The organism is Aliivibrio fischeri, from assembly GCF_009727955.1.
GTDB classification, from domain to species: Bacteria; Pseudomonadota; Gammaproteobacteria; order Enterobacterales; family Vibrionaceae; genus Aliivibrio; species Aliivibrio fischeri_A.
In genome coordinates this window covers 1-23,364 of sequence record NZ_WOBR01000006.1, presented here as the reverse complement: position 1 = coordinate 23,364, position 23,364 = coordinate 1, and the positions used below count along the sequence as shown (strand labels likewise).

General features: G+C 33.9%; 20 protein-coding genes. All 20 read right to left on the bottom strand.

Features of this window, described 5'->3' with window-relative positions; all coding sequences use genetic code 11:
• Window positions 1–51: 51 nt before the first annotated feature.
• The gene (locus GNP81_RS10475) at window positions 52–1,152 is read right to left on the bottom strand and encodes a glycosyltransferase (RefSeq protein WP_072055621.1); all 1,101 of its coding nucleotides are present in this window, start codon (window positions 1,150–1,152) and stop codon (window positions 52–54) included.
• 82 nt (window positions 1,153–1,234) lie between these two features.
• On the bottom strand, window positions 1,235–2,152 hold the full coding sequence (locus tag GNP81_RS10470) for a glycosyltransferase family 2 protein (RefSeq protein ID WP_072055622.1): 918 nt from the start codon (window positions 2,150–2,152) through the stop codon (window positions 1,235–1,237).
• Window positions 2,145–3,257 (bottom strand): DegT/DnrJ/EryC1/StrS family aminotransferase, encoded by a 1,113-nt coding sequence (locus GNP81_RS10465; protein WP_072055623.1) that lies wholly within the window; start codon window positions 3,255–3,257, stop codon window positions 2,145–2,147. The genes GNP81_RS10470 and GNP81_RS10465 overlap by 8 nt, the downstream gene beginning before the upstream one ends.
• Entirely contained in the window at window positions 3,254–3,691 is a 438-nt protein-coding gene (locus tag GNP81_RS10460) for a dTDP-4-dehydrorhamnose 3,5-epimerase family protein (protein WP_155673674.1), read from the bottom strand. The genes GNP81_RS10465 and GNP81_RS10460 overlap by 4 nt, the downstream gene beginning before the upstream one ends.
• Window positions 3,688–4,785, bottom strand: a complete 1,098-nt coding sequence (gene rfbG, locus GNP81_RS10455; protein ID WP_072055625.1) for a CDP-glucose 4,6-dehydratase — start codon at window positions 4,783–4,785, stop codon at window positions 3,688–3,690. The genes GNP81_RS10460 and rfbG overlap by 4 nt, the downstream gene beginning before the upstream one ends.
• Complete coding sequence (rfbF, locus tag GNP81_RS10450; protein ID WP_072055626.1) at window positions 4,785–5,555, bottom strand: glucose-1-phosphate cytidylyltransferase; 771 nt, start codon at window positions 5,553–5,555, stop codon at window positions 4,785–4,787. Before rfbF ends, rfbG begins: the two co-directional genes overlap by 1 nt.
• A 21-nt stretch (window positions 5,556–5,576) precedes the next feature.
• Complete coding sequence (locus GNP81_RS10445) at window positions 5,577–6,875, bottom strand: DegT/DnrJ/EryC1/StrS family aminotransferase (RefSeq protein ID WP_141650386.1); 1,299 nt, start codon at window positions 6,873–6,875, stop codon at window positions 5,577–5,579.
• Complete coding sequence (locus GNP81_RS10440) at window positions 6,827–8,674, bottom strand: TIGR04326 family surface carbohydrate biosynthesis protein (RefSeq protein ID WP_155673675.1); 1,848 nt, start codon at window positions 8,672–8,674, stop codon at window positions 6,827–6,829. The genes GNP81_RS10445 and GNP81_RS10440 overlap by 49 nt, the downstream gene beginning before the upstream one ends.
• Before the next feature lie 53 nt (window positions 8,675–8,727).
• The gene (locus GNP81_RS10435) at window positions 8,728–10,272 is read right to left on the bottom strand and encodes an N-acetylneuraminate synthase family protein (protein WP_072055629.1); all 1,545 of its coding nucleotides are present in this window, start codon (window positions 10,270–10,272) and stop codon (window positions 8,728–8,730) included.
• A gap of 1 nt (window position 10,273) precedes the next feature.
• Window positions 10,274–10,954 carry an inositol monophosphatase family protein gene (locus GNP81_RS10430; RefSeq protein WP_336495383.1) on the bottom strand — a complete coding sequence of 227 codons (681 nt, stop codon included), beginning with the start codon at window positions 10,952–10,954 and terminating at the stop codon, window positions 10,274–10,276.
• On the bottom strand, window positions 10,929–11,645 hold the full coding sequence (locus GNP81_RS10425; protein ID WP_072055631.1) for an acylneuraminate cytidylyltransferase family protein: 717 nt from the start codon (window positions 11,643–11,645) through the stop codon (window positions 10,929–10,931). The genes GNP81_RS10430 and GNP81_RS10425 overlap by 26 nt, the downstream gene beginning before the upstream one ends.
• A gap of 13 nt (window positions 11,646–11,658) precedes the next feature.
• Complete coding sequence (locus GNP81_RS10420; protein ID WP_072055632.1) at window positions 11,659–13,155, bottom strand: lipopolysaccharide biosynthesis protein; 1,497 nt, start codon at window positions 13,153–13,155, stop codon at window positions 11,659–11,661.
• Window positions 13,142–14,716, bottom strand: a complete 1,575-nt coding sequence (locus GNP81_RS10415; RefSeq protein ID WP_155673676.1) for a hypothetical protein — start codon at window positions 14,714–14,716, stop codon at window positions 13,142–13,144. The genes GNP81_RS10420 and GNP81_RS10415 overlap by 14 nt, the downstream gene beginning before the upstream one ends.
• Before the next feature lie 223 nt (window positions 14,717–14,939).
• A complete protein-coding gene (gene pseI, locus GNP81_RS10410) occupies window positions 14,940–15,974 on the bottom strand; it encodes a pseudaminic acid synthase (RefSeq protein ID WP_072054764.1) in 1,035 nt (344 codons plus the stop codon).
• Window positions 15,975–15,980: 6 nt separating this feature from the next.
• The gene (locus GNP81_RS10405; protein ID WP_236798237.1) at window positions 15,981–16,682 is read right to left on the bottom strand and encodes a VOC family protein; all 702 of its coding nucleotides are present in this window, start codon (window positions 16,680–16,682) and stop codon (window positions 15,981–15,983) included.
• A gap of 11 nt (window positions 16,683–16,693) precedes the next feature.
• Window positions 16,694–18,880 carry a UDP-4-amino-4,6-dideoxy-N-acetyl-beta-L-altrosamine N-acetyltransferase gene (gene pseH, locus GNP81_RS10400; protein ID WP_072054763.1) on the bottom strand — a complete coding sequence of 729 codons (2,187 nt, stop codon included), beginning with the start codon at window positions 18,878–18,880 and terminating at the stop codon, window positions 16,694–16,696.
• Window positions 18,867–19,991 (bottom strand): UDP-2,4-diacetamido-2,4,6-trideoxy-beta-L-altropyranose hydrolase, encoded by a 1,125-nt coding sequence (pseG, locus tag GNP81_RS10395; protein ID WP_336495382.1) that lies wholly within the window; start codon window positions 19,989–19,991, stop codon window positions 18,867–18,869. Before pseG ends, pseH begins: the two co-directional genes overlap by 14 nt.
• 4 nt (window positions 19,992–19,995) lie before the next feature.
• Window positions 19,996–20,685, bottom strand: a complete 690-nt coding sequence (pseF, locus tag GNP81_RS10390) for a pseudaminic acid cytidylyltransferase (RefSeq protein WP_072054761.1) — start codon at window positions 20,683–20,685, stop codon at window positions 19,996–19,998.
• A gap of 2 nt (window positions 20,686–20,687) precedes the next feature.
• Window positions 20,688–21,848 (bottom strand): UDP-4-amino-4,6-dideoxy-N-acetyl-beta-L-altrosamine transaminase, encoded by a 1,161-nt coding sequence (gene pseC, locus GNP81_RS10385; RefSeq protein WP_155673678.1) that lies wholly within the window; start codon window positions 21,846–21,848, stop codon window positions 20,688–20,690.
• A 15-nt stretch (window positions 21,849–21,863) separates the two neighbouring features.
• Entirely contained in the window at window positions 21,864–22,877 is a 1,014-nt protein-coding gene (pseB, locus tag GNP81_RS10380) for a UDP-N-acetylglucosamine 4,6-dehydratase (inverting) (protein WP_155662585.1), read from the bottom strand.
• Window positions 22,878–23,364: the final 487 nt, after the last annotated feature.

Here is a 23,364-nt window from a genome sequence, read left to right as displayed (position 1 = left end):
CCTTAAATATACCTTTGTTAAACTAATTATTTTTAGCTATTAAAAGTATAATTATTGACTTAAAGACTGATAAATTGAAATCCATTTATCGGCTACTACATTTAAAGAATAATTATCAACTACATATTTACGTGCATTCATTCCAATCTCAATTCTCTCATCATCAGAAAGCTGAATATACTTTTCAAGTGCTAAAGCAAGTTTATTACTATTCTTAATTGGAACAACGATTCCATTATTTTTAACTGCACTTTTTATACCACCGCAATCTGTTGCAACAACTGCTCGCTCACAAGCCATTGCCTCTAAAAGCACTAAAGGTAACCCTTCCCAGGCAGAAGACATAACGAAAACATCTGCAGCAGACATTAATAATTCAACATCAGAACGGAGCCCTAAAAACAATATATTATCGCACTCCGCCTTAAAGCTAACTTTTTCTTTTAATTGAACCTCTAACTCCCCAGCACCAACAATAACAAGCTTCGTTTTTCTTTTTTTATTTTTAGGCAAAGCGAAAAATGCATCAAGTAAATTAGGATAATCTTTAGGTTCTGAAAGCCTCCCAACAGCAATAATAACAATTTCGTTATCCTTAATGCCTAATTCTTTTCGCTTTTCCTCACGAGCTTTTGAATCAAAATAGTATTTATCAACATCGATTCCATTAGCCATCGAAATGATTTTTTTAGGTGGACAAGTTCTTTTTTCAAGATAAACATTTACAGCTTCCTTGCTAACATTTGTATTTAAATCACACAAATAATCTGTATATCGATATGCTAGCATCCGTAACTTCCCACCTTCATTAGTACTATGGGCCGTGCATACGAGAGGCTTTGACAACATAAACAACTTAATAAATCTAGAAAAAATATTTGCATGAACCATATGACTATGTAATACATCTGGTCCAAACGTTTTTATTGATCTCTTTGCTATAAAAAGGGCTTTTAATAAACTTAATGGTGTTTTTTTTGCCTTTAATTCAACTAACTCAATATTAGTATTTTTTGGTCGAAGGATAGTTTCTCCAGTCAATGAAATTAATTGAACAAAATGTCCTTTCAATGCAAATTGATCTGCTAGATCACAAACTTGTTTTTCACCACCACCAACCTCAAGGCTTGTTGATATTAACGTGATTTTCATAAAAGCGAGCCATAAAAATTAAATGTACCAAAATAAAGTACGTTAATATTAAATTTAGATAATGATTGAAAATAGTTAATCATCATACTAATTTTCTACATACAAGTAACACCTGTTTAGTGAATTTTTTTCCTAAAAAAGAAAATAAATATACGCCTAGCATTTTATTACTTTTAAAAATAAATGGTCTCAATAAACTTCTATCAATAGAATTTTCAGATATAAGAGAGTTTACAAATCGCAAATAAGCTAAACGTTGCTTAAGAGATAAAAGTACATCTAAATCAGGCTCATCTAAATAATGGTCACTTAGCTTACTTATTAGCAACTCAAATTCTTCAGCCCACTGATCTCCTTTCTTAAAACTTAAGCTTTCAGGGTATTTTCGCCAAAAAGACAAAACATCAGAAGAATAATTAACATTATAAGTCGAAGAAATTCTTAATAAGAAATCAAACTCTTCAACCATACTAAATCTATTATCAAACCATTCATTTAAACAATTCAAGCAAGATGTTCTAACTATAACTGAAGGAAGTAACACATTATATTCATTTATCCATGAATGAAATATAAACCCAGATGGTCTGATGTACTTATCGTTAATTTTATACACATTTTTTTCTTGATAGAATATATGAGCGTTGGAATATACAATCCCAATATTATCATTATCGAACAAAGGAATTAATTTAGATAAATGATCTGGATATATAATATCATCAGCATCTAAAAACTTAAAAAAATCCCCTTTTATCATCTTTAATGCTAAATTTCTACCTTCACCTAAAGTTGTATGTTTAGAAGAATAGAAATATTTAATTCTATTATCGGAGTAACTTTTAACTATTTCAGCACTAGAATCTGTAGATTGATTATCCCAAAAAATTATTTCCCAGTTTTCATATGTCTGAGAAATAACACTATCAATAGTTTCTTTTAAATATAAATCGGAATTATAACAATTAATAATAATTGAAACTAATGGCTTATTACTCATAAAAATCTCTTATACTTTCAATAATATAATCTTGCTCTTCATCTGTTAAATCATAATGACAAGGTAATGTTAATATTTGTTCATATATAGAATCAGTAACTGGCAATTCTATATTATCCTGATATTTAGTTAGCTTATGATTAGGCTTATAATGAATCCCAACTTCAATATTTTTCTCTAATAAATATTCTCGTAATTCATTCCGGTGCAAAGACTTAACAACAAATATATGTGGCATTATCTCACTAAAAGAGAAATCCAATACATCAATGCCTTCCAAAGAAGAAAATTTAGTCACATACTTTTTAGCTATTTGTTGGCGTTTTGATCTAAATTCATTAATACGGCTCAATTGAACCTTGCCAATTGCAGCATTAATATTACTTAAATGATAACGAAAGCCTTGCTCTTCAACATCAAAATCCCAACTTCTTTGACCTAAATAGCGTTTTTCAGTATCTTTTATTACACCTAATAAGCGGGCATCTTTAATTTTCTCAATAACCGATAAATCTGAAGAAATAACCGCCCCTCCTTCACCGCAAGTAATATTTTTTATTCCATCAAAACTAAAACAGATAATATCACCAAAAGAGCCAATCTTCTTTCCTTCATGTATAGATCCAAATGCCTGCGCTGCATCTTCAATAACCCTTAGGTTAAACTCTGTGGCTATTGTATATATATCCTCAATTCCCTTACAAGAACTAGCATAGTGAACAGGCATGATCGCCTTTGATTTAGAGGTAATTTTACTTCGAACATCAATAGAGTCTAAAAATAAAGTATTTGGTAATATTTCACAAGCAATAGGAATAGCACCTAATGCTGATATAGCTTGAAATGAAGCGACATAGGTTAATGATGGAACTAAAACTTCATCCCCAGGCTGAATACCTATAGCAGATAAAGCAATATGTAGTGCAGAAGTGCCTGTATTTACAGTTGCAACTTGATTGTCATTTATCTCTAGATAATTAGCAATCGCGATTTCAAATTCATGAGTAACTTCCCCCATACCTAAGTATTCTTTAGCAAGGACCTCAGATACTGCGAACTGTTCTTTTTTTGAAATTGATGATTTTGATAAGCGGATTTTATTCATATGTTGCTCCAATCGTATGAAATATCAGCTAACTCTTTAACTTGAGATTCTGAAGGGTCATGCAATATATCTGCAAAATTCATAAGTAAATTTGTATCTTTCCCGGTCCCTTGAAAAGCAAGCCAAAGCCCTGCGGGAATCGTTAAACGACAATAATTCTTATCTGATAATTCAATCTCAAAATAAAGGCCATTGGTAGGGCTAAATTCCCTATCATCAAAAATAACAAATTTAATTGCACCAATAGGTACAACTAAATTCATATTCATTTTAGTATGCTTCTTCCAACCTTTAATCGATAAATAATTAGCTTGTGAAAAATAAGCTTCACCGAAGCCATAAAATGTATCGTCTGTTGATTTTATTCCATGAAACACAGAGCCTTTGTCTAAAAAAATCTGTTTTAAGGGAGTAACTACAACACCATTAATCATAACCAGCGAATTCCTTTACTCTCTGCTATCTTTTGATATTCATTAATTTGTTGGTTAGTAAAAGCTAAATAGTCAGTTGCATCACCCTGATAAAAATTAACATACCAGTCACTTACCAGCTTAACACACTCTTTGTAAGAAAGAGTCGCTTCCCATTTTAAGTGAAACAATGCCTTATCACAGTTAAGCTTTAACAGACCAGCCTCATGGAATGGTAAATTATCTGTCACATTGAAAGCTTGTTTACTATCATCAAACCCCCAGTGAACACTTAATTCTTTTAATAAATCTTTTACTGTGTGATTTTGTTCTGCTCTAGGACCAAAGTTAAACTGCTCTCCATGCAAAGATGCATCAACCGCCAATTTTTCACCTAACATCAAATAACCACTAAGAGGTTCGAGAACATGCTGCCAAGGTCTTGTCGCTTCTGGACAACGAATTTCTACTTGCTCATTTCTGCTCCATGCTTTAACACAATCAGCAACAATTCGATCTGCAGCCCAATCACCACCACCAATTACATTACCAGCACGGCCAGTAGCTAATCGTACATTATGCCCTTTTGGAAAAAATGACTGATGGTAAGCGTGAAAAATAACTTCTGCTGCACCTTTAGAGCCACTATAAATATCACGACCACCGACAGGATCTGTTTCCTTATATCCCCATACCCATTCAACATTTTCATAGCATTTATCACTAGTAATAATAATTGCCGTACATTGAAATGAAACACCTCGTAATATTTCTAGAATATTAGCGGTCCCCATAACATTCGTAGAAATTGTGTCTAGTGGTTCAGAATAAGATAAAGAAACGATTGGTTGAGCTGCTAAATGAAATAAAAAATCTGGCTTAAATTGATTAATAATTTCACTTGTTTTATCAAGGTCTCTAATATCACAAATGTGATGTTCAATTTTATCACTAAGCTTCAACGCTTCAAACATAGATGGAATCGTTGGAATGTCTTTCGAAATGCCACAAACTTCGGCACCCAATTGAAGAAGCCAAGTCGTTAACCAAGTTCCTTTAAAACCAGTATGACCTGTTACTAAAACACGTTTACCACTGTAGATATTATTAAACATTACCAACTCTTCCATTTTGCTTTGTTATTTTTTAACATTTCATCAAGATCTGTTTTGTCTTTTAATGTATCCATACACTTCCAAAAACCATGATGCTTATATGAATACAACTCACCACTTTCAGCTAGTTTTTGCAACGGAGCTTGCTCAAACACAGTACTGTCACCTTCAGTGATATAATCAAAGACTTCCGGTTGGCAAACAAAAAAACCACCATTAATCCAAGAGCCATCTCCTTTTGGTTTTTCTAAAAATTGAGTTATTTTGTCGCCCTCAATTTCTATCGCACCAAAGCGACCATCCGGTTGAACAGAGGTCATCGTGATTGCTTTACCATGACTTTTATGGAATTCGACTAATTCAGTGATATTGACATCAGAAACACCATCACCATAAGTCAACATAAATGGTTCATCACCAATCACCTCTTGAGCTCTCTTCACTCGCCCACCAGTCATACTATGCAGGCCTGTATCTAACAAAGTAACAGTCCAAGGTTCAGATGTATTCTTATGGATTTTCATCTCATTATTTTTTAAATCAATTGTCACATCACTTTGGTGTAAAAAATAATTCGCAAAATACTCTTTTATAAAATAGCTTTTATAACCAAGTAAAATAACAAAGTCATTATAACCGTGTTGGGAATACATTTTCATTATATGCCAAAGAATCGGTTTACCACCGATCTCTACCATTGGTTTAGGGCGAAGGTCTGTCTCTTCACTTAATCGCGTGCCAAAACCACCAGCTAATAGCAATACTTTCATAAATTAATTTCCTTAATAAATCTAATAACTATTCTTTAAAATCCAAATTCGATTTTTATGCAACATCGATTCTATATCACGAATAGCGATTCTTTGATGCGTAGGTAAGTTCACTATATGTTTAGCTGCAAATTCAGCATTAGGGCAAGACCCTTTGATATAACCGACTTCGTACCAATTATCCATTTTACCATGCACAACACTTGTAAACCAAATACCTAAATCCCAACGATACAACATCTGTGATTCGAAAAAGGCTCTATCTTTAACATAAAAAGAATAACGTAAACATGCCGATTCTTTATAATCCAAAGAACTTTGATTCAAGCTCTTATCAATCAACTCATATACTTTTTGTCTATGTGTGATATTATCATCCAAACTTTGTAGTTGTGACAGACCAAGTAAAGCCTGCTCCGTCGAAAGCTTTGCTGGATAAGGGTAGTCTTGTGGTTTTTTCAAACAAAGTTCATCTCTCCAAAAAAATATAAACCCTAACTTATTTAATGCAGTCATTACAAATTTACCAAACCAGTAAATATTTGCAGAATAAAGCGGAAACTCCATAATAAAACCGAATAACAACTTTCGATGTAAATTTGAAGGAAGTTTTTTGGCGTTTAATTGTATCTTTTTTAGTGAATTAGCAATATTAATATTATTTGTTGTAGCCATTCCCCCTAAAAAAGTGCTTGTTACTTTAGAGTGATCTGTAGAAAAAAAGGCTACATCGCCAAAACTTCCCACAGACTGACCTTGAAATTTAGCACCTAATGCATGTGCGCAATCTTCAACAACAAAAATATTATGTAACTTTGCAATACCATTTATAGCAGCAATGTCACATGGAAACCCAAATGTATGTTGAGCAAAAATAGCTTTAGTTTTAGGTGTTATAAGCTCTTCAATTTTACTAACATCAATATTGAACGTTTTTTTATCAATATCAGCATAAACTGGCGTCGCACCACGATAAAGGATAGCATTTGGCACAACAACACATGTATAAGCAGGAAGTATAACCTCATCGCCTTTCTTAATATCAAGAGCTTCTAGAATAGAATGCAACGCCATTCGACCTGCACCAAAAGAAAAAGCAAATTTAGTATTCGTTTTTTCTGCAAATTCCTTTTCATAATTCTCAATAACTGCCTCATCAGCATTCAAATTATTAGAGAAAAATAGTTTAGTTATCATCCTCCATTCAGACCAAGAATTAGAACCAGAAAATATATGATTGCGTTTCCGTGGAATTAAAGGATAAAGATCAATTAACTTTTTAATAATGAAGCCCATTTTTTTAAACTCAAATCTAAACACATATAATCACTTGGAATTTGAGGTATATTTAAATCATTTAGTGCCATAGTAAAATCCTTTACTGTGGCAACAAAACTAACACCTTCAACCCCCCTAAGAGGTGACATATTAAAGAAACCACCATCAAGGTGGACTAACGTAGGTAAATCCATATAAGCTGCTTCTAATGCTGCACCAGTAACATTGCTAGCATAAACAACATCAGCATTTACCCAAAGACTTTCAAGTGGCTGAAATTCTATTGTGATTAAGTTTTTTCTAACTAACTCATATTTCTGCAATATTTTATCAACAGGACAATTAGGGTGCGGCTTAATTAACACTTTAGAAAATAGCTTTTCAACAATGGACCATGATTCAGCTAATAATTTAATTTGTTCATCACTAACTGATTCTAAATAGTCAGTAACCACAAGCAATGTTTTTATTTCTGTTTTTATCTGCGCTTTTTTATTAAGACTTGCGAGATACAAATTTCTAAGTGATTCTGCAATAACTACTCGCTCTTCTGGATACTGAAATGACACCATATCATTTACAGCAGCCTGCCCTATCACAACAACTTTATCTGGTAGAGGTGCATTATTATAAGTCAGTTGCCTATTGCTTCCATATCCATCAAAAGGCCTCAGATCATAAAACTTACCTGATACATGCTGAAATCCAAATAGCTCTTGCTTTGATGCTTGCTTCCACAGATAAACTAACGCACGCTCCCAAGCTTGATTTTCATATAAATAAATACCTTTTCCAACATTATCTATTATTGGTAATGAGCCAACCGCCGCTTCAAATAATGAATATTTAATGCAAGCATCCATAGCTGCTATACCTCTAACTGAACTATCCCAGTCCTTTGAAAGAAAAAATAACACGCTAGATTTATCATCTATTAAAGAAGGGTATACAGATGCACTTTTCCTTAACTTAAGGTATCGTCTAAATATTTTTATAATAACTCTAAAAGAAAGAAACTCTTCAACAAATAAAACTGATTGTTCACTATCATTAAAACCATCATCCCTAGCTTTTATAATAGACTTAAAAGTCGGGAAATCTTTTGTGGGAGCATATAGCATTAACCACTGTACTAATGAACCTTGAGATATGATTTCTTCATCAAGTTTACCCCAATATCCTGATACAACCTTACCTTTTTGAAATTCAATAGCATTCAAATTGTCAGAGTAACTAATAATAGTATTAATTGATTTTTTCAAATCAGTTTGAATCAATTTTTCTTTAAAGTTGAATAACTGACCTTTACAAGTAAAAATAGTTCTAAATAAATAGACTAATGCCAGCATTGACTGCGGTAATTGTTTTTTCCAATCGAAAGAAAACCGTTGAGGAAAGCTAACAAGTTCTACAACTATTTCTTTCTTTTCTGTAAAAGCTGTGATCCATTCAATCAATTTTTTATTATTTGATTGAACAACAATCTTATCACCAGCAAAGTTCTCGATTAACCTTTTTAATATTAGAGCTCTAAATACAGCATATATATCATCACTTTTCCAAGGACTTTTTTCTGATAGTAGTGTCATCCACCAAAAAGAAAAACCCTCCTTTTGTTTAAGAGCATCTTTTAATGAAATTCCATTTATTTCCGAATAACCCAAATAATCAATTAATTCAATATACTCTGCTTTAAGTTCATCACTGTATTGTTCAACTAATAAAGGGATGTAAAAGCAACCTTTCTCAGCACCAATATCAGCCCAATAGACTATATTAGCACTTTGTTCATTCCACTTTTCTTCCTTATCTAAAATGACTAAAGGTAGTTTAGAGTTCAACCGACACTTAATCACTCGCTATTCCTTTTATTATAATTATAAAAACCGATGCTTTACTTTCTATACTTATGATGCTCCGAGTTCAAAACTACTTTAGTTCCAGACCCTAAACAAAGCTCAGCTAAACGGACGTCATCTACAAATTTTTTAAAATTTCCAGTTAACATATCTATCGCAACATTATCAAAATGGGCCCATGGCGTATTTCCATATTTAACGTGTTTTTCAACCATCAAAGCTCCAGCTGCGACAGACAATTGGCAGCACAATGAACCAACGTCATGACTAGAATACCCAGGTTTAATATTTGGAAATTTTTTGCTCAAATCATGATAATGCCGAACTACCGCAACATTAGCATCTTCATTCATCGTAGGATAAGTCGACACACATTGTAATAAGTATAAATAACGACAATTATGAAACTCTGAAAGTACGAATTCTTCATATTTAGAATCTGTCATTCCTGTAGATAGAACAATATCACCTTTAAAATCCTCTGCTACGGCTTTTAAAAAATCAATATGCTCAGAAATTGTTGATGGTAATTTAATAAGTTCAGGTTCAAACTGCAGCATAAAATCATAAGATTTTTTATCTAACACAGATGCAAACCATTTTATTCCATATTTATTACACCATTCTTCAACTTTTTGAAAACCAGCTTCATCTAATTCGAGCCCATGTCTATAATCTCTAAATGTATTACCAAACGGAGAGTGATAAGGCTTATTTAGCTCTTCTTGTGTATAAAATGTCTCAACATCTCTCTTTTGAAGTTTAATATAATCAGCACCAGCTTCAGCGGCAGCCTTAATCATTTTATGTAACAGGTCTAAATTACCAAAGTGGTTAGTGGTAATTTCTGCTACAACAATCACCGAATTATTACCTTTATAGTGATTAAAATCGCTCTTTACATCATTAACCTGTTCAGCATCTGAATACCCACCAGTAAGTAAATTAAATTTCTCACAATTCATAGAACTAAAGCTTCGATCACCAATATGATTTACATTAATAGATAAATCAGCCTCATGAGATAAGATAAGTTCAAGATAGGCACTTTGATTGTTAAGTAAACTTTCTACATACTCATATTCACCAAAACTAACATGCCCACCTGATTTTTTTGAATAACCAGTAGATATTGAAAAATCAAAGCCTAGCAAATAAACATCTAATTTATTTCGTACGTAATCAGCACATAAATTAGAAAGCTTGAGAGCCGAAATAACAGTCGCATCCTCGATATAAAATTTTGAATCAAAAAAGCGTTCTTGAAGTGGTTGAACATTTTCAGGGCCTTCATATATATGCTCAACAGATACATGTTCAATACCATCAATAGCTTCACAAGAGCTAATGTAATATTGACATTTTCCACCTTCATTAATAAGGAATTCTGAGACCCAAGAAAGATGATAAATACAAACGTCACCACTGAGTGCTTTTTCTGAATCATTAATATTAATAATAAAGAAATCATTAAGCTTAGATAAATCAATTAAATCTAATGAAGCTCCTTTGCCAATAATTGCTATTTTATTTTTTCCTGACAAAGAAAAATAATGAAGTATGTCTTTAATATTTGACATATTAAGCCTCTAATAATATTTTATATTTTCTTGTTGGGAATAGCATTTCCCCTTTATATGGCTTTCCATCAACATAAGCATTTACATTATGCTCTAATGCTAAATTCAAACCAGGTAATACATCCCAACAATGAACCCCTCGAACATTTTCGAAACGAGCATAGCTACCCTTAACTGCATTTAACATATTATACATTGAACAACCAATAATTCGGTATTCAAAGCCTTCTGGTAACTTTTCTAAATCGCTTTTAGTTAATGATGATGATAAACCGTGAATCCTAGACTCAAATCTTTCTAAAGAATGACCACTAATAGCGACTTCATTCAATTCTGGTAAAAATATACAAGACTCTTGGTGTACTCCGTGTGTATAAATAGATATACCGACACCCCATTCACGTAAACCACTTACAAAATTTTCAGTTCCATCAATAGGATCTAGAACAATATAAGAACCTTTTTCGTTCCATTCTATATCATCAAACGGTGCAAATTCCTCAGAGATCAAAATGTGTTCTGGTAAATTATCTTTACAAAAATCAAAAACTAAAGATTGAACCAATAAGTCACCTTTAGATACATAACTATCATCTAATTTCTTAATCTTAGTATTCTTAAGAGATGTAATCTCAGTAAGATTGTCTTTTATTATCTCAACTATTTTTCGGCAAAAAGTCACAAACTAACTCCTTTGAATTTTCTACAAGTGATTTAACAATATGAAAATCAATAATGTCATCAATATCTAAACCACAAATTTTATGTGATTCAATAGCATGAATATTACTTCCTAAAAATGCCTCTCCAAAATCATTCCCTTTAAATCTAAAAATATCTGTGCTAAATACCTTATACCCCTTATTCATATCTTGTCGTCGAATCATTGATTTACCACCATCGTTAAATGCTGCAACCAATTTTTCATTTTCAATTTCATAAAGGCGATTTTCAGATTCAACAATAGTTCTCACAGACGATAGTTCTGAATTGTTAACAAGCTTATCTATTGCCTTCTCTATATCATCTTTTGCACGAAAAACAAAAGTTGGTCGAAGCCATACGATAATATCGGGTTCAGGAATATCGTGTTTTATAAATGATGCTCGTAAGTCTTTTAATATGTGCTGCTCCATCGCCGTATCAGCGGCAGCATTCTCACTTCGAAGGAATGGGACTTCAGCAGAGTATTTTTTAGCAATATCAGCATAAAGCTCTGAATCTGTACTGCAAAACACTCTGTCAACACTTTGTATTGTTTTCGCAAATTCTATTGAATAAGAAATTAAAGGTTTGCCATCTATTTCTTTAATATTTTTATCTGGTAATCCTTTTGAACCAGATCTTGCAGGAATCACAGCATAAATTAACATATAAACTCCATAATTATTTTCTTAACAAAAATTTTCTTATAAAACCTTGAAGCTCTAATCTACTTATAGAAAATAAGCTAGGATATATAAACAGTATTGTAACAACAAATAAAGAATAAATTAGACCAGAAACTAGAAAATCGAAAATAGGAGAAGAAATATCAATAAATCTAGCTGAACCATATGCAGAAAATCCAAACAATACTACAACAAATAATTGATGTTTTAGAAAGTACTTAATATTAATATTTAAAAATCTCACATTAAAAAATAATTGTACATTAACAGCAATAAACTGAGTTAATACCATTTTCAACCCTAGACCAAGCGCACCTAACTCCAAAAAATGAACAAATAGTATTGTCAATAAAACACCAATCCCCATACTAAAAAAACCTATATTTCTATACGCTTTTGTATGTCCAGTAGCATAAAATATAGATCCACTAAGCTGTCCATAAGTTTGATGAATGGGATAAAAAGCCATTACCATCAAAACCCAATAAGCATCTGAAAATTGCTTATCAGTAAATATAGCTAGAACATTTTCACTTTCAAATGCAATAAAAATAGAAAAATAAGCTGCAATTGAATATAACATTGGTATATAACGTTTAAAAAGTGCCGCCATTGTTACCATATCTTTATTTTCAAACGATTTACTAAACTCTCGAGTAATTATAGGAGTCATTGCACCAGTGAAAATAAAGCACATTGCCGCTAAAGAATAAGATAATCCATAAAATCCAGTTTCTATTGAGCCACTTGTATTCTGAAGTAACCAAATATCAAACAGACCTACAACTAAGGAAACAGTGCTATATGCGAACAACGGAATGCAATACGATATAAATTCTAAAGCGACTTTCTTAAACTCAATAATATCGAATAACAGCATACTCCAAGAAAATACTTGTTTTTTTATAAAAAAAATCGACATCAATAAAATAAAAGCAGAAAGGATAAAAATATGGTAGTAAAAATAAATAGTTAAATTTAGAGATAAATATGATATTAAACAAATAAGAAAAACTAATGAAAGCACTTTATGTGTCAGCTTTATAAGTTCAACAGAAACTGTCATGGCATATGCATCAGATATTTTTATAAAAATCTGAGTAAGCCATGTTAAGAAACCAAACAATAACCCCAAAGAAATAAAATAACTATTTACTCCAGGCAATATATATTGATTAATCCCAAGTAAGTTAAATATAAAAAAGAATACAACTAAAACAAAAAAAACAAAAAGCACATATTTACTATAAAAAGTAATAAGTTCTTTTCGTTTTAAATTAGCTGATAACTTTGTAAAGAATGCAATTGAACTACTGGCATCTAAAAAATTGATGACTTTAGTAAAGAACTGCTGTAGATAAACAAACTGACCATAAGCAACAGGACCAATTGCTTTTGGAACAATAGCAACCATAATCATACCGACAATTCCAGTTACTATGCTAGAGAATAATTTAATGGCGTACCGTTTTTTTAAACTAGTCTCTTTCATTTAATTGCTCTATCTTTTTAGATAAAATAGAAAAAGAATCAACTTCATCTCTTGTATATCTCTTAATCATACCTACGTCTTTCTTTTTATTTATATTTCCTTCGCAATGAACAATCCAATTTTTTAATTCATTCATATCCTGTAAAAGAAATAAAAACTCAGAAAGTTCATCTTTTACTATACCTTTCATCGCAATGATATCTGTAAAAATAGAAATATTTTTTTCTAAAATCAAATTATAATTTAAAAACTCTGTCGAATAATAATCAGAGATTACATTATCGGAAACAGAAAATAAAAAATCTAATTTATCTCCTGATTCAATTGTTACATTATCATATTTCTTCGCCAACTCAACAAGAGGAATATAATTCATACTTCCTAAATGAATACCTGGTTGAATTTTAATACATATCTTTTTATTAACAAAAACCTCGCCGAACAGTTTTATAACTTCACTATGCCTTTTAAATATATTATTAGCATCTGCAGAGATTATTGAATCTTCACTAGAAACATACATTCCAGACATAGAATATTGTGTGCAATAAGAAATATAAAGAAAGTCATATTTTTTCTTTATTTTCTTTATTTTCTTTATTTTCTTTATTTTCTTTATTTTCTTATTAAACAGTAGAGGTTTTATTTTAACAACATCCTTAGCATTGCATTTATAGAATAATTCTTTTGTATATTCATTAAAAACAATATTTAAATCTGAAGATGTTATCTCATTATATTTTAAAAAATAATTTTCATGTACATAAGAACCATGTTGAAAAATAATTATAGGAAGACCTAATTTCTGATATAACTGAAATCGAAAATAATTTTCACGCCCATTGAGAAATGTAAACGGAATATAAAATGGAGAAGTGCTATATGGTTGAGTAGAAGCAAACTCTTTCATTGCAACTGTTCTCACTTTATTATTCGTTATAAATTTCTTTATAAGACCCTCATAAAGACTCGTATCTAATGCAAATTCACAATGATTAGAGACAGGTATCGATGAAAATAATGAATAATAACTTTTGCTTTCATAAGAAAACTTAGATAACTTTCTTGAAAACCTTGACTTTAGTTTTTTAACTAGCCCAGAACGAATGCTACCTAAAAATACTCCTATTTTCTTTTCCAAGTAGAAACTTTTATCTATATTATCTACAACTGTTACATTATTAAATTGAATATATTGTTCCAAATTAGAAATGCTAGATTTAGAGCACCGAATATAATCACAATCTTTATTCTTTAGCCATCCTTCAATATAAGATATATAACTATTTAAAGTTATATACTTAGCTACATCCCTAAGATAATACTTACACTGACTATTAACAAAAATCTCATCATTCTCAATTTCATTATATATATTTAATATTGACTGACAATAATCTTTCTCACTCAAAATATCATGATAAGTCATAAATTTTATATTCTGAGATTCTAAAAGATAGCTAGAATAAGAGTTAAGTGATATATAACTATCATTTTTATTAAAATCAGGTATTTTATTTTTCTTTATTTTTCTTTTTATATCAACAACGATAGTTTTCATAAATTAAAACCAATAAATTAAATATATAAACAGGTAAGAAAACAGTATCTCGAACTAATAAATTTAATTAAACACTTGTTTTCATATAGCTCCACAGTCAACAACAACTCCATAACACCATATTACTTACAAAGCTGCTTTTATATTGAAGTTAATTTAACCAACAGATGAGGCTCGAACGAAAAATAACTTTCCCATTTCAAGCCATCATGTCATATTTAAATTAATAGTAATCAAACATCATCGGCATTCCATATTTCAAATCCTGTTTAGCAGTTTTACCTAAAACTTTATCTAAATATTTTGGTGGAATACCATTGCCAGGACGAATTGAACGAACGTGTTCCTCAGTAAACACTTCCCCTTTCTTAATGTCTTTAACAATATATAACGAACGACGATGACATTTTGTTTGTAACTCAGCCTCTGTACTAATAAAATTTGGCTTCCCTATCGCTTCAAAAGCCATATTACAATTTACAACCAAGGACTTTAATTCTTCTTTCTCTAAAGAAAATGCAGAATCAGGACCGCCATCAGCTCGTGCTAATGTGAAATGCTTTTCAATAACACATGCACCCAATGCTACTGCTGCAACTGATACACCAATATCCATTGTATGGTCTGAAAGGCCAACTTCAACATTAAAAGCATCACGCATTACTGACATTGTTGATATATTTGCTTGTGAGGCTGGTGTTGGATAACCACTAGTACAATGAAGAAGGATTAGATCATTCGCTCCTGCCGCTTTTGCCGCTAAAACAGCTTCTTCTATTTCAGCTAAATTCGCATTACCCGTCGACATAATCATCGGCTTGCCAGTAGATGCAACTTTACGAATCAATGGTAAATCAATTAATTCAAAAGAGGCTATTTTATAAGCTGGTGCATTTAAACTTTCTAAAAAATCGACTGCAGTATGATCAAACGGAGAACTAAAAATAGTGATACCAAGCTTTTCTGCTTCATCAAATAGAATCTTATGCCAATCCCAAGGTGTATGAGCTTGTTCATATAAGTCATATAATTTAGAACCATCCCATAGACCACCACGAATCATAAACTCCTCACTATCGTGATTAATTGTGATGGTATCGGCCGTGTAAGTCTGTAATTTAACAGCATCTGCACCCGCATCTTTCGCGGCCTTAATCAATTCAATTGCACGAGTGATATCACCATTATGGTTACCTGACATCTCTGCGATGATATAAGGTTTATGACCCTTACCTATTTTTCTATTTGCTATCTTCATTATTTCCTACTTATTTGCCAGGTAACTTTCTATCTTTTTCAACGAATCCAACGTCGACATATCAGACGCTGGTATCGATATTTCGAATTGCTTTTCGATTTCCATTATTAACATCAAGTGTTTAAAAGAGTCCCATTCAGGACAGCTTGCCATATCCGTTCCATCGTAATTAACACGACCACTATCAATAACCGAACGATAGATTTCCATGAGTTTCTCTTTTTTCGAATCGACAACCTCAAGTTTAATAGATTGAGAAAATACTGGTATTGAGTCTACAGGATAAGCTTCAAGCAACTCAAACAAACCATGATTTGGATGGACAAGAAAAGCGACTCTACGACCATCAAATGCTCCATCTGCACGAGGAGCAACCACAAGTTTTGCACCAAAATCCTGCTCTGCAACTTTGATCGCTTTATCAATATCTTGCACGGCATAACAAAGATGGTAAGCCCCACCACCAGAGCCTATATGCCCAAGAATCGGAGAGTGGTCATCTAGTGGTGCCAGTATCTCCACAACCCCCATACCATTGAGCTCCACAAATGCATAGTACACTTGTTGTGCAGGGTTTTCTCCGGGTCCTCGAAGCAACTTGGCTCCGGGAACAGATAAAAAGTCTTTCAATGTAGCTATCAAGTCTTTCGTCGTCACAGCATAGTGATCAACATGAAGTACACCTAAAGCCGAAAACATTGCATTCATATAAATTTCTCCTATGCCTTCCAATTTAGAGTCATTAGGTTGGATTCCAATGGCAACGACTGCTGAGCAAACTCGAATACCCATTGCTCGCAATCATCTGAAACAAAATGATTGTTCTTATAAAGGTCTCGAACTGGCATATTTTTAGAGCTCGCAATAAAGCGACCAATCACAGAGTCCTGAGAAGACTCACTCGCTAAAAGAATCAGCTTGCTCAATATGGCATGCTCAATATCTCTCCCCATCACACGGCATGACATCACGAAGTTATCAACCAACCAGCAATCATCCTGTTTCACGATAACCAATGCCGCAACGCCTTCATACTCTTTGGAGTATTTATCTTTAGAGCGAATATGGAGTACTTGATAATCAGAGGCCGTCATCCATTCGCTCAATTGTTCTTTACTATAGCGTGTTGTCGTTGTGTTGAATTGATTTGTTTTATTAAAGAGTTGATGTGTTCGCTCGAAATTATCTGAATTCAATGCTTCTACACATATTTCCATCCCCAAACTTTTAATAAATGACGCTCGATCAACAAATTCGGTTTGCGCATTCTGAATGTCCGCCCTCTGTTTGTAGAGATCCGAACGACGCTTATCAGATTCACTTACTTGCGCGACACAAAGTTCAGGAAGATTACAAAGGTACTGATACCATTCAGCCGGATCATCTGGTAATTCAGGTACAAAAACATCTGGTGCATTTCGACGCACTTCGGCACGCTCTACAGGATTATCATCGATGAAACAAAAAGATGATAAGCCAAGGTTTAACTCTTTACTTAGTGCATGAATATTCTGTGATTTTGGTTCCCAATTAATTCGATGGCTAACAAAATCTTTCGCTCTAAGACGCATCTCCGGATGGGTTTCAATTGCATCTAGTGCCACTTCCTCAGTATTCTTACTGCATATAGTCAGCAATATACCCCTGGATTTTAGTGTGAGAAAAAGCGACTGAAGGTCTTTGTAAATATTGCCTGGGTAGTCTCCCCCTAAGCTAATACCGTCTTTTCCATCGTCACCAATGATCCCTTTCCACAAAGTATTATCAAGATCAAGCACTAAGACTCGAGCAGAAAGTGCACTTGCCGCAAAAATAGTACCAATTACAGCTTGGCTGTACGCTTCCAGAAATTGAATGGAGAACGGTGCTCTTGCCATGTACCAATATTTATTGGAGAAACTTTGGCCAGCACGCTTGATGATTTGAGAGTAAGGAATAACTTCAACCAAATTCTCGGTTTTCATCGTATAAAGCGTGTTATTCCATTCCTGAATTAGCCTATGAATGCTTGAGTCTGATAACTGTTCAGAAATAGAAAAAGGAAAGCCCTTCTGAATAGCAAAATCAGCAACAAATACCCGATTTCCTCGCTGAGCAATATTCTTGATAAATGCAAGGTATTGCAACACGCGTTGCTCTGTTTGTAACAAGGCTTCTTCTGTTGGCAAGGTATAGATATCAGAAAAGAAGTCTTCAATTCGCTCGATAAAAGCGTAGCAAGAAGACGCATCATTAATATCAGTATTCCCAGAGTCCAGAAGATCCAACTGATACCGGCCGAATTCTGCTGTCGCAATCTTATAAGGAAACTGCGTATATGTCTTAATACACTTCGTTAAGATATCTGACAAAAAATCGGTATTATGAGATGCGAATAGATACAACCGCTGACGTTTATCTAGCTTGTTTTCTGGGTACACATATTTCATGTAAACGACATTTTTTTCAGTGTCAGTAGCATCTACAGGAACCTCGCATTCTACAAAACCACTTTTTTGATGTAATTTCCATGCGAGCTGATTTTGTCTTAGTGATTCACAATACAACTCATGAACCTTTAATGTTTTACTCGCATACTGAATAACGGCTTGTTCAAGCTCAAGCCAAATGGCTGTTTTCTCAGCTTGTTTAAGCGCACTGTTGTTAAGGTAAAAACCCCACCATGCTGTCGCGTTATCTTGCTCCCATGAATAAATGGTTACTACGCCTACAGGTTTCTCATCGCGACAGAATATTAAAATCTGTCTTTGGTCCATTAGCATGGTTTTATCCCACCATGCAGAGTGTTCAGTTTTAGAGATGATATGGTCAGTTAACATCACAGCACGCACATCAGCGTGATTGCGCCACTCTAACACTGCCCACTTATCGCCTTCTTGTGCAGGGCGGAGACTAAATGTTGTCATTTTTTGAAATCTCTTCTAGGTGTTCAACGACTCTTTCACACCCTTTACCATCAACGAGGTCACCGCAAATGGAAGATTGATTCAAGAGAAGCTCTTTTTGAGAAATAAAACGCTGATATGCAAGCGCATAATCTTGTGATGATAGCTCAGAGTTCAAGCCCAAATAGCAATGGCCGTTTATATCATGCAAATCTTTAGCAAGCTGAGTTTGATTGTCTGCGACCGAGCATACGATACCAGGAAGGGCAAGCACGCACCTTTCCCACGTTGTAGCACCTACAGCTCCAACATATAGGTAGGCATCTGAAAAGTAATCCATCATGTTTTTCACTTGGACATGAAGGGTCACCCTAGTCTTATGTTCAGCACACAACGCTTCCAACTGTTGCTTGTGAGGGTTATTCATCCCAATAATCACATCGAAATGATCGCCGCTTTCGACACTCAACAATCCAAGTAACGCTTTTGAGGTTTCATTAGCCCAATCAATGCCCCCAAAGAAGAGCACCACTTTTCTCTTAGATAAACGCTGTGTATAGTTTGGAAGGTGCTTTCTACTTTCACGAAATTCATCTCTCAGCAACGCATATTTAGGACCACAAAAGCGCTTGGTAAAGCTGGGAAGGAAAGCATCATAACGACTGTTACCTAAAGAGTAATAATTCTGATCCAGTAACATGTCCACATTATGAACTCTATCAGCCAAGTCGTCGATTTGAAGAATACTGCAAGAAAGTGGCCTCAACGCCACCTGAAAGCGTTCATCTAACGCATAGTGATCGATTACCAACCAGTCCAACTTTGTTCGAGTTAAACCAGATAGATAATGAGATACGACATCTTGAACTTGTGCAATTTCAGTTTCATAAGGAACCTCTAACCAATTACCATGAGCACAATGAGTGTTGAAGTTTTCTTCCTCTTCCGGCTCAGGTAAGCTAATGACATTGAAACTCTCTTCAATGAAATTAATTAAGTTTCCTCCCAATTTTCGACATATGAAAACGACTTGATGTCCATTGCTCTCTAACTTACGTGCAAGTGTGAGCATTCTGAATGCATGCCCCGTCCCCATCTTGAACGACGCGTCAACGCGAATACCAATCAGCACCTATCTAACCTTTTAATACTTTAGAGAGTAAGAGAGCAAAATCCCAATCTTCAGGAGTATCAAGATCTACAACTCGCTTCCTAGATATAGGGTATGCAATCGCCTTATCTGAAAACATAGGGATTTTTTGATGGTAGGCACTTGGTTTGCCCCAGTAAAATTGCCCTATATCATGGTACCCAACCTCAAGATCTTGAGAACGCGTATTAAAATGCTCCGGCTGGAACATCTCAACACGTTGATCTTGATTAAGTTTAATTCCTCTTTGTATTGGGAATGGGAATTCACATACAGGAAAACAATAATCCGCAGAAGGTGATTCTAATAACAATTTGTAGGTATTTCGTATGTCATTAACATCAATAAATGGTGCTGTTGCATATATACAACACAGATATTCAATTGACAGTGATTGACTTTCATACCAATTAATAGCATGTAACAGAACATCTGCTGTTGTAGCATAATCATCTGATACATTATCTGGTCGTATGAAAGGAACCTCAGCTCCAAATTGTTTTGCTACATCAGCAATTTCCTGATCATCAGTAGATACGATTACCTTATCAAAACATCCTGAACTTAAAGCAGCCTCTATCGAATATGCGATAATCGGCTTCCCATTAAAGTCTTTAATATTTTTTCTTGGAATACGCTTACTTCCACCTCGAGCAGGAATGATTGCTATTTTCATAATCAACTCTCTAAAACATTGGATAGAACTCGAATAACCGTATCTTGTTGTTCTTCAGTCATTACATGGAACATCGGTAACGAAATAGCTTCTTGGTAATAACGCTCAGACTCAGGGAAATCACCGACTTTAAATCCCATACTCTGATAATAAGGTTGTGTATGTACCGGAATATAATGAAGATTAACGCCAATACCTAATTCTCGAAGGGCATCAAACACTTCTTTATGAGTTTTGGTAATTTTATCCAACTGCAAGCGAATCACATACAGGTGCAAACCTGAGTATGTTCCTTCAAGTTGATAAGGTAAAATAACAGGAAGAGTAGAAAGCAATTGATTATAACGAGTAGCAAGTTTATGACGGGCCGAAACAAAATCGTTCAAACGAGTCATTTGAGCTACACCAAGAGCTGCTTGTAACTCAGTCATTCGATAATTGTATCCCAAATCAATCTGTTCGTAATACCAGCCACCATGAGATTCATTTTGCATTTGAGCTTGGTCACGAGTAATACCATGACTACGATAGAGAGCCATCTTATCCGCTAGATCTTGGCTATTCGTCATCACAGCACCACCTTCAGCGGTAGTGACAATTTTTACTGGATGAAAACTAAATACAGTGATATCAGAATATTCACAATTACCAATTGGCTTATCAAGATAACGTCCACCAATCGCATGCGAAGCGTCTTCAATAATTTTAAAGCCATACTCTTTAGAAAGAGCATAAATTGCTTTCATATCACAAGCTTGTCCACATAAATGAACAGGAACAACCACCTTAGGTAAGGCATTGATTGATTTAGCATGAATTAGCTTTTCTTCTAATGCATCAATACTCATATTGTACGTTTGAGGATCGATGTCCACAAAATCAACATCAGCACCACAATATAGGCCACAGTTTGCAGAAGCAACAAATGTCACGGGTGTTGTCCACAACTTATCACCTTTACCTAAACCAAGCGCTAAACAAGCAATATGTAATGCCGATGTTGCACTATTTACTGCTAATGAATAAGTTGCGCCAGTATGAGCTCTAAGTGCTTCTTCAAATGCAGGTACTTGAGGTCCTTGCGTTAAGAAATCAGATTTTAAAACATCAACAACAGCATCAATATCTTGCTGAGTAATTTCTTGCTTACCATAAGGGATCATATATTTTGTCTCAGATTAAACCGTAAAGTTAGGGTCTACATGTTCAACAATCAGTTCACGTAAACCTTCAATTGTTTCCCATTCAGTGTTCGTTCCTGAATTATATTTGAAACCAAACGGTACCTTTTCTGCTTTATGATGAACCATGTATTCTTCTTCTGTATAAGTAAATGATACTGAAGGAAGAATTGCATAATAGCGGCCTAAATCAATAGTATTTAACGAATCGGTATCCGTGATCATTTCTTCATGCAGTTTTTCGCCAGGGCGAATACCAACCACTTTAGTTTTACATTCAGGAGCAATTGCTTCAGCTATGTCTAAAATTTTATATGATGGAATTTTAGGGACAAATATTTCACCGCCCAAATGATTTTCTAGTGCATACATCACCATATTCACACCATCTTGAAGAGAAATATTAAAACGCGTCATCTCTTCATGAGTAATTGGTAATACTCCTTCTTCTTTCTTCTTCATAAAGAAAGGGATTACAGAGCCTCGAGAGCCCATCACATTACCATAGCGAACAACACTAAAACGAATATCCTTAGAGCCTTTAATGTTATTTGCTGCAGCAAATAATTTATCTGAAGCTAATTTTGTAGCTCCGTATAAGTTAATTGGAGCGCATGCTTTATCTGTTGAAAGAGCAACAACATCTTTAACACCGCATTGAAGTGCTGCTTGAATTACATTTTCAGCACCATCAATATTGGTTCGGATACATTCTGTTGGGTTATATTCCGCAGTATCAACTTGTTTAATTGCTGCAGCATGAATGATTACATCAACACCTTCACACGCTTGAATCATACGATTACGATCACGAACATCACCAATAAAGAATCGTAATTGTGGAAAGTCTTTCTGTGGATAATTTTGTTTAATCTCGAACTGTTTCAATTCATCACGAGAATAGATAATAATTTTCTTAACATCTTGATATTGTTTAAGAATTGTTTTGATAAATTGCTTACCGAATGAACCTGTACCGCCAGTAATAAGAACTGTTTTATTATTCAACATTGTTTTACCTTAAATTCATTTACTATCAATTTTATTCATTCAGCTTAATCAATAGTATTAATTGCAGAATATGGTGTTTTAGACACGCTACCGCCCATAGGTTATAACGCATACCCAAGGCGTTTGATGATTTAAACTGTTTATATATGCTTATATTTTATCATAAGCCCAATAAGTTAGCATCTTTGCGACGTACTCAAAGGCAAGACCAATAAACGATTGGCTACATAGTAAGCCCATATATCGGCAAACACACTAAAGACTGAAATTTATAAGTGGAATATGAGAGGTTGAAGGAGGGACTAGTAAGTGCAGGGGCGAGAGTTTAGGGACGAGTAAGAGCAGAGGTAAGGGGCTAGTAAAAGCAGGGGCGAGAGCTAAGGGACTAGGGAAAAGTAAGAGCAGAACTTAGTACCTAGCACCTAGCACCTAGCACCTAGCACCTAGTACCTAGTACCTAGTACCTAGTACCTAGTACCTAGTACTT

Excerpts from the sequence above, each read along its gene's own strand:
- rfbF (WP_072055626.1), bottom strand. The coding sequence starts at position 5,555 with ATGAAAGTATTGCTATTAGCTGGTGGTTTTGGCACGCGATTAAGTGAA.
- GNP81_RS10405 (WP_236798237.1), bottom strand. The coding sequence starts at position 16,682 with ATGAATGCAATGTTTTCGGCTTTAGGTGTACTTCATGTTGATCACTAT.
- GNP81_RS10470 (WP_072055622.1), bottom strand. The coding sequence starts at position 2,152 with ATGAGTAATAAGCCATTAGTTTCAATTATTATTAATTGTTATAATTCC.
- GNP81_RS10425 (WP_072055631.1), bottom strand. The coding sequence starts at position 11,645 with ATGTTAATTTATGCTGTGATTCCTGCAAGATCTGGTTCAAAAGGATTA.
- pseI (WP_072054764.1), bottom strand. The coding sequence starts at position 15,974 with ATGAAGATAGCAAATAGAAAAATAGGTAAGGGTCATAAACCTTATATC.
- GNP81_RS10465 (WP_072055623.1), bottom strand. The coding sequence starts at position 3,257 with ATGAATAAAATCCGCTTATCAAAATCATCAATTTCAAAAAAAGAACAG.
- GNP81_RS10460 (WP_155673674.1), bottom strand. The coding sequence starts at position 3,691 with ATGATTAATGGTGTTGTAGTTACTCCCTTAAAACAGATTTTTTTAGAC.
- pseB (WP_155662585.1), bottom strand. The coding sequence starts at position 22,877 with ATGTTGAATAATAAAACAGTTCTTATTACTGGCGGTACAGGTTCATTC.
- GNP81_RS10415 (WP_155673676.1), bottom strand. The coding sequence starts at position 14,716 with ATGAAAACTATCGTTGTTGATATAAAAAGAAAAATAAAGAAAAATAAA.
- GNP81_RS10475 (WP_072055621.1), bottom strand. The coding sequence starts at position 1,152 with ATGAAAATCACGTTAATATCAACAAGCCTTGAGGTTGGTGGTGGTGAA.
- pseH (WP_072054763.1), bottom strand. The coding sequence starts at position 18,880 with ATGACAACATTTAGTCTCCGCCCTGCACAAGAAGGCGATAAGTGGGCA.
- pseC (WP_155673678.1), bottom strand. The coding sequence starts at position 21,848 with ATGATCCCTTATGGTAAGCAAGAAATTACTCAGCAAGATATTGATGCT.
- GNP81_RS10435 (WP_072055629.1), bottom strand. The coding sequence starts at position 10,272 with ATGTCAAATATTAAAGACATACTTCATTATTTTTCTTTGTCAGGAAAA.
- pseF (WP_072054761.1), bottom strand. The coding sequence starts at position 20,685 with ATGAAAATAGCAATCATTCCTGCTCGAGGTGGAAGTAAGCGTATTCCA.
- GNP81_RS10420 (WP_072055632.1), bottom strand. The coding sequence starts at position 13,155 with ATGAAAGAGACTAGTTTAAAAAAACGGTACGCCATTAAATTATTCTCT.
- rfbG (WP_072055625.1), bottom strand. The coding sequence starts at position 4,785 with ATGTTTAATAATATCTACAGTGGTAAACGTGTTTTAGTAACAGGTCAT.